Origin of the sequence: Kitasatospora sp. NPDC059795, assembly GCF_042732175.1 — a bacterium.
Taxonomy (GTDB): domain Bacteria; phylum Actinomycetota; class Actinomycetes; order Streptomycetales; family Streptomycetaceae; genus Kitasatospora.
The window spans coordinates 62,388-74,694 of sequence record NZ_JBHWID010000019.1; the positions used below are offsets into that span (position 1 = coordinate 62,388).

At 72.0% G+C, this 12,307-nt stretch carries 12 protein-coding genes and 1 riboswitch; of the genes, 7 read left to right on the plus strand and 5 right to left on the minus strand.

The features are described from left to right. Positions 1–27: 27 nt before the first annotated feature. The 3 genes from nagA to ACFV4P_RS30580 form a co-directional block, all read right to left on the minus strand. Positions 28–1,203: an N-acetylglucosamine-6-phosphate deacetylase gene (gene nagA, locus ACFV4P_RS30570; RefSeq protein ID WP_380476655.1), complete on the minus strand. Its 1,176-nt coding sequence runs from the start codon at positions 1,201–1,203 to the stop codon at positions 28–30. Further along, a complete protein-coding gene (locus ACFV4P_RS30575; protein ID WP_380476657.1) occupies positions 1,200–2,132 on the minus strand; it encodes an ROK family protein in 933 nt (310 codons plus the stop codon). The genes nagA and ACFV4P_RS30575 overlap by 4 nt, the downstream gene beginning before the upstream one ends. 125 nt (positions 2,133–2,257) lie before the next feature. After that, positions 2,258–3,178, minus strand: a complete 921-nt coding sequence (locus ACFV4P_RS30580) for an SIS domain-containing protein (protein WP_380476659.1) — start codon at positions 3,176–3,178, stop codon at positions 2,258–2,260. A gap of 193 nt (positions 3,179–3,371) precedes the next feature. On the opposite strand from ACFV4P_RS30580, the gene ACFV4P_RS30585 reads away from it, so the two are divergent. The 4 genes from ACFV4P_RS30585 to otsB all read left to right on the plus strand — a co-directional run bounded on the left by ACFV4P_RS30585 (position 3,372) and on the right by otsB (position 6,752). Then, a complete protein-coding gene (locus tag ACFV4P_RS30585; protein ID WP_073811578.1) occupies positions 3,372–4,160 on the plus strand; it encodes a DeoR/GlpR family DNA-binding transcription regulator in 789 nt (262 codons plus the stop codon). A gap of 147 nt (positions 4,161–4,307) precedes the next feature. Beyond that, entirely contained in the window at positions 4,308–5,570 is a 1,263-nt protein-coding gene (locus ACFV4P_RS30590; RefSeq protein ID WP_380476661.1) for an extracellular solute-binding protein, read from the plus strand. A 61-nt stretch (positions 5,571–5,631) separates the two neighbouring features. Continuing rightward, complete coding sequence (locus ACFV4P_RS30595) at positions 5,632–5,862, plus strand: DUF3263 domain-containing protein (protein ID WP_073811576.1); 231 nt, start codon at positions 5,632–5,634, stop codon at positions 5,860–5,862. A 41-nt stretch (positions 5,863–5,903) separates the two neighbouring features. Next, a complete protein-coding gene (gene otsB / locus ACFV4P_RS30600; RefSeq protein ID WP_380476664.1) occupies positions 5,904–6,752 on the plus strand; it encodes a trehalose-phosphatase in 849 nt (282 codons plus the stop codon). 180 nt (positions 6,753–6,932) lie between these two features. Here otsB and ACFV4P_RS30605 read toward each other — a convergent pair whose 3' ends face one another. Together ACFV4P_RS30605 and ACFV4P_RS30610 are read right to left on the minus strand one after the other, a co-directional pair. Then, positions 6,933–8,399 carry a trehalose-6-phosphate synthase gene (locus ACFV4P_RS30605; RefSeq protein ID WP_380476666.1) on the minus strand — a complete coding sequence of 489 codons (1,467 nt, stop codon included), beginning with the start codon at positions 8,397–8,399 and terminating at the stop codon, positions 6,933–6,935. Between the two features lie 158 nt (positions 8,400–8,557). Further along, positions 8,558–9,556: a glucosyl-3-phosphoglycerate synthase gene (locus ACFV4P_RS30610; protein ID WP_380476668.1), complete on the minus strand. Its 999-nt coding sequence runs from the start codon at positions 9,554–9,556 to the stop codon at positions 8,558–8,560. Between the two features lie 139 nt (positions 9,557–9,695). Continuing rightward, positions 9,696–9,824, plus strand: a riboswitch (SAM riboswitch). A gap of 17 nt (positions 9,825–9,841) precedes the next feature. On the opposite strand from ACFV4P_RS30610, the gene thrC reads away from it, so the two are divergent. From thrC to ACFV4P_RS30625, 3 genes are all read left to right on the plus strand, one after another. Next, positions 9,842–11,122, plus strand: a complete 1,281-nt coding sequence (gene thrC / locus ACFV4P_RS30615; RefSeq protein WP_380476670.1) for a threonine synthase — start codon at positions 9,842–9,844, stop codon at positions 11,120–11,122. A gap of 29 nt (positions 11,123–11,151) precedes the next feature. Beyond that, the gene (locus ACFV4P_RS30620; RefSeq protein ID WP_380476672.1) at positions 11,152–11,430 is read left to right on the plus strand and encodes a MoaD/ThiS family protein; all 279 of its coding nucleotides are present in this window, start codon (positions 11,152–11,154) and stop codon (positions 11,428–11,430) included. 573 nt (positions 11,431–12,003) lie between these two features. Continuing rightward, positions 12,004–12,210 carry a cold-shock protein gene (locus ACFV4P_RS30625; protein ID WP_014137493.1) on the plus strand — a complete coding sequence of 69 codons (207 nt, stop codon included), beginning with the start codon at positions 12,004–12,006 and terminating at the stop codon, positions 12,208–12,210. The last annotated feature ends 97 nt before the right edge of the window (positions 12,211–12,307 follow it).

Genomic DNA, 12,307 nt, shown 5'->3' on the forward strand with positions numbered 1-12,307 from the left:
AGAGCCGCCCTCGCGGGCGGTGCCGGGTCAGGCCGGGTTGCCGGCCCCGGTGAAGCGGTCCGCGCCGACGATCCACTCGCCGCGGCGCATCACGGCGGCGAGCTCGTAGGTGTCGGATTCGAGGACGACCAGGTCGGCGTTCTTGCCTGCCTCCAGGGTGCCGAGGGTGTCGGCCAGGCCCATCAGCCGGGCCGGGACGGTGGACAGCGAGGTGACGGCCTGGTTCAGCGACAGGCCGAGCACGGTGACGGCGCGCCGGAAGGCGACGTCCAGGGTGAGGGTGGAGCCGGCGATGGAGCCGCCCTCGACGAGGCGGGCGACGCCGTCCTCGACCCGGACCTGGAGCGGGCCGAGCGGGTACAGGCCGTCGCCCATGCCGGCCGCGCCCATCGCGTCGGTGATCAGCGCGACGCGCTCGGCGCCGGCCGTGCCGTAGGCGAGTTCGAGCACCGAGGGGTGCAGGTGGATGCCGTCGTTGATCAGCTCGACGGTGACCCGCTCGTCCTCCAGCAGCGCCACGATCGGGCCGGGCGCGCGGTGCTGGATGCCCGGCATCGCGTTGAACAGGTGGGTGGCGACGGTGGCTCCGGCGTCGATCGCCTCCAGGGTGATCGTGTAGTCGGAGTCGGTGTGGCCGACGGCGGCGATGATGCCCTGGTCGGCGAGCATCCGGACGGACTCCAGGCCGCCCGGCAGTTCCGGGGCGAGGGTGAACATCTTCGCGTGGCCGCGGGCGGCGTCGGCGAGCTTGCGCACCAGCGCCGGGTCGGGGTCGCGCAGCAGGTCGGGGCGGTGGGCGCCGCACCGGTTGTGCGAGATGAACGGGCCCTCGAAGTGGATGCCGGCCAGGACGCCGTCCTCGACGAGTTCGGAGAGCACGGCCGCCTGGCGGCAGACCTCGTCGATCTCGCCGGTGACGGTGGAGGCCATCGTCGTGGTGGTGCCGTGTTCCAGGTGCGTGCGGGCGGCGGTGAGCGCCTCCTCGGCGATACCGGAGGCGTACGAGGCGCCGCCGCCGCCGTGCACGTGCAGGTCGACGAAGCCGGGGACGACGGTGTACCCGGTCAGGTCGAGGTCACCGGGCAGCGGGTCGCCGCCGAGGTCGGCGATGCGGGTTCCCCCGACCGTGAGCCGGCCGCCTTCGATCACCCCGCCGGGCAGGACCAGTCGGGCTCCGGCCAGTGCAGTTCGGTCCGCGGTCACGCGGTCACCTCCATGGAGAGCAGATCCCAGGCGAGCAAACCTGCGCCCAGGGACGCGGCGGTGTCTTTGAGCATGGCCGGAACGACCTTCGGGGGCATCTGGAAGGTCAGGCGCTCGGTCACCGCGGCGCGCAGCGGCGTGAAGAGGGTGTCACCGGCCTCCGCCAGCCCGCCGCCGACGATCACCGTCGACGGGTCGAGCAGGCTCTGCGCCAGCACGATGCCGTCGGCGAGCGCGTCCACCGCGTTCTGCCAGACCGCCAGGGCCGTCGGGTCGCCGGTCTCGACCGCCAGCGCGCAGTCGGCGGCGTCGGCGGCCGGGTCGCCGACGGCCTCGGCCCAGGCCCGGGACACCGCCGAGGCGGAGGCCAGGGTCTCCAGGCAGCCGCGGGCGCCGCAGCCGCACTGCGGGCCGCCGGGGCGGACCACCACGTGCCCGATCTCGCCGCCGTAGCCGTGGGCGCCGGCCTCGATCGTGCCGCCGATCCCGATCGCGCCGGCGATGCCGGTGCCGAGCGCGACGAACAGGAAACGGTCGACCCCCCGACCGGCGCCGATCCGGCCCTCGGCGAGCCCGCCGGACCGGACGTCGTGGCCGAGAGCGACCGGGATGTTGCCGAGGCGCTCGCCGAGCAGCTTGCGCATCGGCAGGTCCCGCCAGCCGAGGTTGGCGGAGAAGACCGCGATCCCGTTCTTCTCGTCGATCGTTCCCGGCACGGCGACGCCTGCCGCTAGGGGGGCGGCACCGAATCGGGTGCGGCCCTCCTGCGCCAGGTCGGCGGCGAAGTCGAGGATGGTGGCGACGACGGCATCAGTGCCGTGCTCCCGCCCGGTCGGTCGGCGTGCTTCGTACAGCACGGAGCCGTCCTGGGCGACCAGCGCGGCTTTCATGCCGGTGCCGCCTACATCGAGTGCGATGACGTGCTTCACGGGGGACAGTTTCCCTTGGCCAGGTCGAAGAGGTCTAGTCCAGTCGATCGATTGGTCTGGTCCTGAGAGGTGAGCTTTGTCGCTCTTTGCCGACTCCTGGGGGTATTCGGGGCCTTGGCGGGCGGTCAGGCCAGGACGATCGAGCGGGTCAGGTTGCGCGGCTCGTCCGGGTTCAGACCGCGGTGCTCGGCCACCGCGACGGCCAGCTTGTGCACCCGGACCAGGTCGGCCAGCGGGTCCAGGCCGTCCGCGCCGGAGTCGGCCAGCAGCCGGCCGCCGACCGCCGCCACCTCGTCGGCCAGGCCGACCGGCAGCGCGCCGAACGCCCACGCGGCGCGTCCCGGAGCGGTGATCGAGATCGGGCCGTGCCGGTACTCCATCGCCGGGTACGCCTCGGTCCAGGCCAGCGCGGCCTCGCGCATCTTCAGCCCGGCCTCCTGCGCCAGGCCGTTGGTCCAGCCGGTGCCGAGGAAGGAGATCTGCTCCAGCTCGACCAGCTCCTGCGGCACCTGCCAGGCGACGGCGCGCTCGGCGTCCGCGGCGGCCTCGGCGACGGTGGCGACACCCGCCGGGCGGGCCTCCTCCAGCTCCAGGTGGGCGCGGAGCAGGGCCAGCACGGTGGTGGCGAAGCGGGTCTGCACCACCGAGCGCTCGTCGGCGAAGCCCAGGTCGATCAGGTGGCCGGCGTCCGCGGCGACCGGCTGGTCGACGCAGGCGGTGATCGCGGTGCTCGGCAGGTCGGTGTCGGCGAGCAGCCGCAGCACCTCGGTGGTGGTGCCGGAGCGGGTGATCGCCAGCACCCGGTCGTAGCGGCGGCCGTGCGGGAACTCGGAGGCGGCGAAGGCGTCGGTCTCGCCGTGGCCGCCGGACTCGCGCAGCGCGGCGTACGCCTGCGCCATGAACCACGAGGTGCCGCAGCCGACCACGGCCACGCGCTCGCCGCGCTGCGGCAGGCCGGTCGGGCCGCTCGCCGCCAGCGCCGCGGCGGTGCGCCAGTTCTCGGGCTGGGTGGCGATCTCCTCGCCGGTCAGGGACAGGTGCGGCATGGGTGCGGACTCCTTATGACTGCCTGCGGGTGGCTGTACGTGAGGACGTGTGCACCATGGGGGTGCGCAAAGCTGATTGTTTTATAGCCGTTTCGCGCATCACTGCGCAATGCATGGGCCATGACCGGGGTGTGCCAAGCTGTCCCGACCGGCCGCGGGGGCGCGCGTCGGCGGGTGTGGAAGGAGCGGAACGATGTCCAGGTACGAGCGGTGGAACGCACTGCTGGAACTGCTGGCCGAGCACGGCAAATTGGACGTCGAGGAGGCGGCCGGCGCGCTGGACGTCTCGGCCGCGACCATCCGGCGCGACCTCGACCAGCTGGCCCGCCAGCAGATGGTCACCCGCACCCGGGGCGGCGCGGTGGCGCACAGCGTCTCCTACGACCTGCCGCTGCGCTACAAGACCGCCCGGAACGCCGACGCCAAGCAGCGGATCGGCGCCCTGGTGGCCGGCCTGATCGCTCCCGGCGAGGTGGTCGGCCTGAACGGCGGCACCACCACCACCGAAGTGGCCCGCGCCCTCGCCGTCCGCCCCGACCTCGCCGAGCACCCCGAGAACGGCCAGAGCCTCACCGTCGTCACCAACGCCCTCAACATCGCCAACGAACTGACGGTCCGCCCCCAGGTGAAGATCGTCGTCACCGGCGGCGTCGCCCGCCCGCAGTCCTACGAACTGATCGGCCCGCTGGCCGCCCAGGTGCTCGGCGAACTCACCCTGGACACCACGGTGCTCGGCGTGGACGCGATCGACGCCGACCACGGCGCCACCGCCCACCACGAGGGCGAGGCTGCGGTCAACCGACTGCTCGCCGAGAGGGCCCGCCGGGTGGTGGTCGCCGCCGACTCCACCAAGCTCGGCCACCGCGCCTTCGCCCGGATCTGCGGCCTCGACCGGGTGCACACCCTGGTCACCGACAACCAGGTCGACGACCGTCTGGCAGCCGATTTCGCCGACGCCGGGGTCACCGTTCTGAAAGCTTGAATGTCCCATTACCGGACAGTCGCTGACGGTCCGTCATGCTGAGCGCAACAAGATCTGACGCTTCGATAACTTCCGTCAGGACAGGTCTGGACCGCAAACCGGTCACCTGACAGGGTCACGCTGTCACCCTATGAAAGCGGTCCATCTGTGAAGCGATCAGCGCTGCTCCCCCTGCCCATCGTCGGATCCCTGCTGCTCACCGGCTGCGGGGCCCTGGACATGTCGGGGGGTGTCACGCTCAACCTGGTCGCAGCCGACTACGGCGACAACGAGACCAACTCCAGCGCGATCTACTGGAACGACCTGGCCCGCCGCTTCGAGGCCGCCAACTCCGGCATCAAGATCCATGTCGACGTGGTCGGTTGGACCGACATCGACAAGCACCTCGCCGACCTGATCGCCAAGGGCGAGACCCCCGACATCGCCCAGACCGGCGGCTACGCCGACCAGGTCGCCGCCGACCGCCTCTACCCGGCCGGCGAGGTGCTCTCCAACAGCACCCAGGTCAACCTCCTCGACTCCTTCGCCAAGGCCGGCCAGGTGCTCGGCAGCCAGTACGGCATACCGTTCATCTCCTCCAGCCGGGTCTTCTTCTACAACAAGGACTACTTCGACAAGGCCGGCATCACGAACCCGCCCACCACCTGGGACGAACTGCGCCGCGACGCCGAACTGATCAAGTCGAAGGTCCCCGGCGTCGTCCCGTACGCGCTGCCGCTCGGCCCCGAGGAGGCCCAGGGCGAGGCGATGATCTGGACCATGAGCGGCGGCGGCGGACTCTCCGACAACGCCGGCAACTACACCATCGACAGCGCGCAGAACCGTTCCACCTTCAGCTGGCTGCGCACCAACCTCGTCGAGAAGCGCCTCACCTACGACGACCCGGCCAAGGTCGACCGCAAGACCGCGTTCAACGACTTCGCCTCCGGCAAGACCGCCATGCTCAACGGCCACCCCGGACTGGTCAGCAAGGCCGTCGCGGGAAAGATCCGGTACGGCACCGCGGTGATCCCGCGCAAGGACATCGGCGTCAAGCCCTCCACCCTCGGCGTCGCCGACTGGGTCATGGCGTTCAAGGCGAACGGGCACAAGGCCGAGGTCAAGAAGTTCCTCAACTTCGTCTACACGAAGGAGAACACCCTCAAGTTCGACGAGCAGTACAACATGCTGCCCGTCACCCAGGACACCCTTGAGGAGATGTCCGCCAACCCCGCCCACAAGGACCTCACCGAGTTCCTCAACGCGCTGCCCAGCGCCAACTTCTACCCGCTCGGCGACCCCTCCTGGGACAAGGTCTCCAGCATGCTCAAGCAGCGCATCGGCGAGGCCGTGCGGCCGGGCGCCGAGAGTGTCCTCGGCGACCTGCAGGCCGCGGCGGCGGCCGAGTCGTCGCGGGCCCGCAAGGGCTGACGTCCTTCGGCTCTCCGGCGTCCTTTGGTGCTCTGACGGTCGGGATGCTTAGCCTGGACGCATGGCCGAACTGACCGAACGCGACCGGGCGGTACTCGAACTGGAAGCACGCGGGTGGCGGACCGCCGGTGCCAAGGAACAGGCGATCCGGCAGGAACTCGGCATCTCCGCCACCCGCTACTACCAACTGCTCAACGCCCTCCTCGACCGGCCGGAGGCACTCGCCCACCAGCCCGTCCTGGTCAACCGGCTGCGACGGGTGCGGGAGAACCGGCGTGACGCCCGGCAGTGAGAGACGCCCGCCGGCGGCGTGCGCCAGGTAGCGTCTGGGGCATGGGAATTGCTGAGCAGATCACGTCCCAGGCAGGGCGGACCGGACTGGCGGGCCTGCTCGCCGACCCGCGCTCCGCGGTCGTGGGACTCGACTTCGACGGCACGCTCGCCCCGATCGTCCGCGACCCCGGGCAGGCCCGCGCCCACCCCGGCGTCGTCCCCGCCCTCACCGCGCTCGCGCCGCTGGTCGGCTCGGTCGTCGTCGTGACCGGGCGGCCCGCTGCCACCGCCGCCGCGTACGGCGGCTTCGCCGCCAGCCCCGGCCTGGAGCACCTCACCGTCCTCGGGCACTACGGCGCCGAACGCTGGGACGCGCGGACCGGGGCCGTCACCGCCGCCCCGCCGCCGCCCGGGGTGGCGGCCGTGCGGGACGAACTCCCGCTACTGCTGGGCGACTTGAAGGCTGCGGAGGGCGTCTCCGTGGAGGACAAGGAACGGGCGCTGGCGGTGCACACACGGCGGGCGGACGACCCCGACGGCGAGCTCGCCCGGCTGCGCGAGCCGCTGGCCGAACTCGCCGAACGCCACGGCCTGGTGGTGGAGCCCGGGCGGATGGTCCTCGAACTCCGCCCGCCGGGCGTCGACAAGGGCGTCGCGCTCCGGAAGTTCCTGGCGGAACGGGAGGCCGGCCCGGTGCTGTTCGCGGGCGACGACCTCGGGGACATCGCCGCGTACGAGGAGGTCGCCCGGCGGAGGGCGCAGGGGCACCCCGGGCTGCTGGTCTGCAGCGGTCCGGTCACCGGCGAGGCGCCGGTGCGCGAGCTGGCGGACCGGGCGGACCTGGTGGTGGCGGGGCCGGCGGGGGTGGTGGACCTGCTGAACGAGTTGGCGTCGCGGTTGAGGGTGTGACGGCAGGCGGGCGCGAAAACAGGGGCGAGGGGAACTGCGCGACAAGCGCACACCACGTCCGCAAGGTCGCGATCACGTGCAGGTCATTGTCCTGCGTCGCGATCTTGCGGACGGGTGCGTTCCCCTTCGCGCAGTTCCCCGCGCCCCTGGTTGTGCTCTCCCTGGTTTCGCCCCCGGTGTCTACAGCGCGTTCAGCTGGTCGAGGAACCACTGCTGGGGCGGGAGCGCCGTCGCTGCGGCGGCCAGGCGTTTGGTGCGGTCGGCGCGGTCGGTGTGGGGCATGGCGAGGGCCAGCGCCAGCGCGTCCGCGGTGGCGATGACGTCGAAGGGGTTGACGGTGATCGCGTCGTCGGCGAGTTCCGCGTGGGCGCCGGCCTCGCGGGAGAGGACGAGGGCGCAGCCGTTGTCGGAGACGACGGGGACTTCCTTGGCGACCAGGTTCATGCCGTCGCGGACGGGGTTGACCAGGGCGACGTCGGCGAGGCGGTACGCGGCGAGGGAGCGGGGGAAGTCGTCGTTGACGTGCAGGATGAGCGGCTGCCAGCCGGCGGTGCCGAACTCGGCGTTGATCTCCTCGGCGATCCGCTGCACCGCCGCGGTGTAGTCGCGGTACTCGACGAGGTCGGTCCGCGAGGGGTAGGCGAAGGCGATGTGGACGACCCGGTCGCGCCATTCGGGGCGGGTGCGGAGCAGGTGCCGGTAGGCGAGCAGGCCGCGGACGATGTTCTTGCTGAGTTCGGTGCGGTCGACCCGGACGATGGTGCGCCGGTGGCCGACGGCTTCGCGGAGGGCGGCGAGGCGTTCGTCCACGTCGGGCCGGTGGGCGCGTTCGCGCAGGAACTCGCCGTCGGCGCCGAGTCCGTGGACGCCGAGCCGGGTGGTGCGGCCGGCGTACGTGACGGCGAGGACGTCGCGGTCGACGCTCGCGCCGAGGACGGCTTCGCAGCAGTCGGCGAAGGCGAGGGCCCAGCGGCGGGTGAGGAAGGCGGCGCGGTCGGCGCCGAGGATGCCGAGGAGGACGTCGGCGGCGATGTCGTCGGGCAGCAGCCGGTAGTAGTCGGGCGGGGCCCAGGGGGTGTGCGAGAAGTGGCCGATGCGCAGGTCGGGGCGGAGTTCGCGGAGCAGCGCGGGGGCCAGTGAGAGGTGGTAGTCCTGCACCAGGACGGCCGCGCCGGGGGCGGCTTCGGTGGCGAGGGCTTCGGCGAAGGCGGTGTTGTAGGCGCGGTAGGCGGCCCATTCGTCGCGGAAGTCGGCGTCGAAGGCGGGCTTGGTGGGGATGTCGTACAGCAGGTGGTGGACGAACCACAGGGTGGAGTTGGCGACGCCGTTGTAGGCGCGGGCGAAGGTCTCCGGGTCGATGTCGAGCATGCGGACGGCCTGTCCGCCGACGTCGTGGCCGGCCCGGTCGAGGCGGCCGTCGGGGGCCTGCCGGGCGGCGGTGCGGTCGGCGTCGGAGAGGGCGGCGCAGACCCAGACGGCGTTCGGGTCGTCGATCGCGGAGAGCCCGGAGACCAGGCCGCCGCCGCCTCTGCGGAGGCTCAGCGTGCCGTCGTCCTCCGTGCGGAAGGACACCGGGCCGCGGTTGGAGGCCACCAGGATCGGGGCGGCTCCGGACTGCGTGGGGCGTTCGGACGCGTGATCGGCCATACAGCCAACCTTGCCGTGTGATCAGCCGACCAAACCACCCGGCGCGGCCTGCGCCGGGTGAACAGCGGGGGGTCGGCCCGGCCGTGCCCGGCAAGCCGAAGGCGATCGGCGGGCCTCTGCGACCGATCACGGCCCCTCCCCGGGATGTGGGCGGGTGGTCAGCGGTTGCGGTACTCCGGGACGGTGATCATCGGGGGGCGTTCGGTGGCGGCGACGGGGTGGGTGCGGGGGGTGAAGCCTGCGGCGGTGCGGGTGTACTGGGTGAGCAGCGGGCGGACCAGGTCGGCGTCGGCCTTGAGGCGGTGGGTGCGGTCGAGGCGTTCCAGGGCGGTGCGGTAGATGGTGGCGGCCATCCGGCCGAGGGCCTGGCCGTCCTGGTGGCGGTGGTGCCGGACGCCGACGTCGACCTGGGCCAGTGCGTCCAGCCCGACCAGTTCCAACGCGTCCACCAGCAGGCCGAGTTCGACGCCGTAGCCGGTCGGGAAGGGCAGTCGTTCGAGCAGGCTGCGGCGGGCCGCGTACTCGCCGCCGAGCGGCTGGACGAAGCCGGCCAGCTGCGGCCAGTGCAGGTTGAGCAGCGGGCGGGCGACCAGTTCGGTGACCCGGCCGCCGCCGGCCGGGACGATCGCGCCGTCGGTCTCGAACGGGCGGTCGTACATGGCCTTGACCAGGTGCACGGCGGGGTCGGTGAGCAGCGGGCCGACGATGCCGGAGACGAACGCCGGGTCGAATTCGCGCAGGTCGGCGTCGATGTAGCAGACGATCGCGCCGCTGCTGGCGAGCAGCGAGCGCCACAGCACCTCGCCCTTGCCGGCGGCGGCGGGCAGCCGGGGCAGGATGGCGTCCCGGTGGACCACCCGGGCGCCGGCGGCGGCCGCGGCGGCGGCGGTGCCGTCCACCGAGCCGGAGTCGACCACCAGGAGTTCGTCGACCAGCGGGACGCGTTCCATCAGCTCGGTGCGGATCGCGGTGACGATCTCGCCGACGGTGGGCTCCTCGTCGAGGGCGGGCAGCACCACGCTGACGGTGCCCGCCGGGCCGGCGGCGCGCTTGGCGGCGAGCAGCCGGTCGAGCGGTCGGTCGGCGGCCGCCCAGGACCGGCGGCGCAGCCAGTCGGCCACTTCCGGCAGGACCCCGGGCTCGGGCTGCTCGGGCAAGATCTCGCTCCCTGTCTCGGTCCGTCTCGGGTGTCGGACGGTGGGGTTGGACGGCACGGGCCTTCGGTTACAGTCTTCGTACTGCGGTCGGACCTTCGCACGTCGGGGTCGCTCGCAGCGTACGACCACAACTTCACAGAGCTCATCCAGAGGGACTGAGGGAACGGCCCGTCGAAGTCCCGGCAACCCTCCCGCGCGGCCTCGCAGGCCCGGCGGGACAGGTGCCAATTCCGTCCCGGGCGCGACCGCGACCCGGGGAAGATGAGGAGAAAGGGCCTCGCCACCATGGCTGTTGACACCCCCGCACCTGCCGCCGTCGACCTCGGTCCGGCCACCGCGCTGTCCTGTCGCGAGTGCGGCACCCGCTTCCCGCTCGGCCCGAGCTTCGCCTGCCTGGAGTGCTTCGGCCCGCTGGAGATCGCCTACGACTACGCGGGACACGACGCCGAGGAGCTGCGCAAGCGGATCGAGGCCGGCCCGGCGTCGATCTGGCGCTACGCCCCGCTGCTGCCCGTCCCCGCCGACGTCGCGGACAAGCCGAACCTGAACCCGGGCTGGACCCCGCTGGTGAAGGCCGACAACCTGGGCCGCGAGCTGGGCTTCACCGCGCAGCTGCACATCAAGGACGACTCCGGCAACCCCACCCACTCCTTCAAGGACCGGGTGGTGGCCTGCGCGATCGAGGCCGCCCGGGCGTTCGACTTCACCACGCTGTCCTGCTCCTCCACCGGCAACCTGGCGGGCGCGGTCGGCGCCGCCGCGGCCCGGGCCGGCTTCAAGTCCTGCGTGTTCATCCCGCACGACCTGGAGCAGGGCAAGGTCGTGATGGCCGGGGTGTACGGCGGCGAGCTGGTCGGCATCGACGGCAACTACGACGACGTGAACCGGTTCTGCTCGGAGCTGATCGGCGACCCGGCCGGCGAGGGCTGGGGCTTCGTCAACGTCAACCTGCGCCCGTACTACGGCGAGGGCTCCAAGACCCTGGCGTTCGAGATCTGCGAGCAGCTCGGCTGGCGGCTGCCCGAGCAGATCGTCATCCCGATCGCCTCCGGCTCCCAGCTGACCAAGATCGACAAGGGCCTGCAGGAGCTGATCAAGCTCGGCCTGGTCGAGGACCGCCCGTACAAGATCTTCGGCGCCCAGGCCGAGGGCTGCTCCCCGGTCTCCGCCGCCTTCAAGGCCGGCCGCGACGTGATCAAGCCGGTCAAGCCGGACACCATCGCCAAGTCGCTGGCGATCGGCAACCCGGCCGACGGCCCGTACGTGCTCGACATCGCCCGCCGCACCGGCGGCGCCGTCGAGGACGTCACGGACGCCGAGGTGGTCGAGGCGATCCGGCTGCTGGCCCGTACCGAGGGCATCTTCGCGGAGACGGCCGGCGGCGTCACCGTCGGCGTGCTGAAGAAGCTGGTCGAGACCGGGCAGCTCGACCCGAGCAAGGAGACCGTCGCGATCAACACCGGCGACGGCCTGAAGACCCTCGACGCGGTCGCCGACTCCGGCATGACCGCCGTGATCCGCCCGACGCTGGAGTCCTTCCGCGCCGCCGGCCTCGCCTCCGCCTGATCCCCCACGTCTTCCGAGGAGCACCCCCCATGAGCGCCACCGTCCGCATCCCCACCATCCTCCGCACCTACACCGGCGGCGCCGCCGAGGTGACCGCCGAGGGCGCCACCCTGGCCGCCGTCGTCGCGGACCTGGAGGCCAACCACGCGGGCATCGCGGCCCGCCTGCTGGACGACACCGGCAAGCTGCGCCGCTTCGTCAACGTGTACGTCAACGACGACGACGTGCGCTTCGCGGAGGGCCTGGAGACCGAGATCAAGGACGGCGCCTCGGTGTCGATCATTCCGGCGGTGGCCGGCGGCTGCTGACGCCGCCCCGTGCATTCGCCCTGCCGCCGTCAGGCCTCGGAATTCGATTTCCGAGCCGCCTGGCGGCGGCTTCGCGCACTGTGCCCGCCACCTGTTCCCGGATGCGGGCAGCCGTGATTACGGACCGGCGGGTCGCGGGAATTCCCGGACCCCCGGGGGAGTAGAGTGCCGGGGAAGCCGTTCCCCTCCACGGCCCGTTCCAATCCTCGTTTTTCCCCGCACCGCACCTCGCGCCGGCCCCGCCCCGTCCCGCGCTTCGAGACATGCGCCGGACCGTTCACCGCCCCATCTGTAAGGCCGCCGTCAGAATTCTTCCGGCGATTTGCGGTGACACGTCCGTTATGCCCGGTGGCAATTGTCGCGCCGCATACCTTTCGCCCCGTCATATCCCCTGCGGGGCAAGGACTTTCCGCGAAATTAGGGCCTGTTGCAGAGGGCGCATATCCGGATACATTCAGCCGCGACAGAGGCTGCGCCGTACGGGGGGGATCCCCACAAGGCCGGTCTTCCAGACCTCCGGGTCCGCGTCCCGCGGATCTCTGAAGGGCCAGCACAGCACAAGGGGAGTTCGGAATGGCTCAGGGCACCGTCAAGTGGTTCAACGCCGAGAAGGGCTACGGCTTCATCGCGGTCGACGGTGGAGCGGACGTGTTCGTCCACTACAGCGCGATCCAGATGGACGGCTACCGCACCCTGGAAGAGGGCCAGCGGGTCGAGTTCGAGATCTCGCAGGGTCAGAAGGGTCCGCAGGCCGACATGGTCCGCGCCGCCGGCGCCTGACGGCCCCGGCAGACCGCACACACCACAGATCCGACCGGCAGGTCCGGCCCCGGCGCGACGCGTCCGGGGTCGGGCCTGTCGGCGTTCTCCGGCCCGG

Coding starts and splice junctions, on each gene's coding strand:
- ACFV4P_RS30620 (WP_380476672.1), top strand. CDS start 11,152: ATGAGCGCCACCGTCCGCATCCCCACCATCCTCCGCACCTACACCGGC.
- ACFV4P_RS30580 (WP_380476659.1), bottom strand. CDS start 3,178: ATGCCGCACCTGTCCCTGACCGGCGAGGAGATCGCCACCCAGCCCGAG.
- otsB (WP_380476664.1), top strand. CDS start 5,904: ATGGGAATTGCTGAGCAGATCACGTCCCAGGCAGGGCGGACCGGACTG.
- ACFV4P_RS30595 (WP_073811576.1), top strand. CDS start 5,632: ATGGCCGAACTGACCGAACGCGACCGGGCGGTACTCGAACTGGAAGCA.
- ACFV4P_RS30585 (WP_073811578.1), top strand. CDS start 3,372: ATGTCCAGGTACGAGCGGTGGAACGCACTGCTGGAACTGCTGGCCGAG.
- ACFV4P_RS30625 (WP_014137493.1), top strand. CDS start 12,004: ATGGCTCAGGGCACCGTCAAGTGGTTCAACGCCGAGAAGGGCTACGGC.
- thrC (WP_380476670.1), top strand. CDS start 9,842: ATGGCTGTTGACACCCCCGCACCTGCCGCCGTCGACCTCGGTCCGGCC.
- ACFV4P_RS30605 (WP_380476666.1), bottom strand. CDS start 8,399: ATGGCCGATCACGCGTCCGAACGCCCCACGCAGTCCGGAGCCGCCCCG.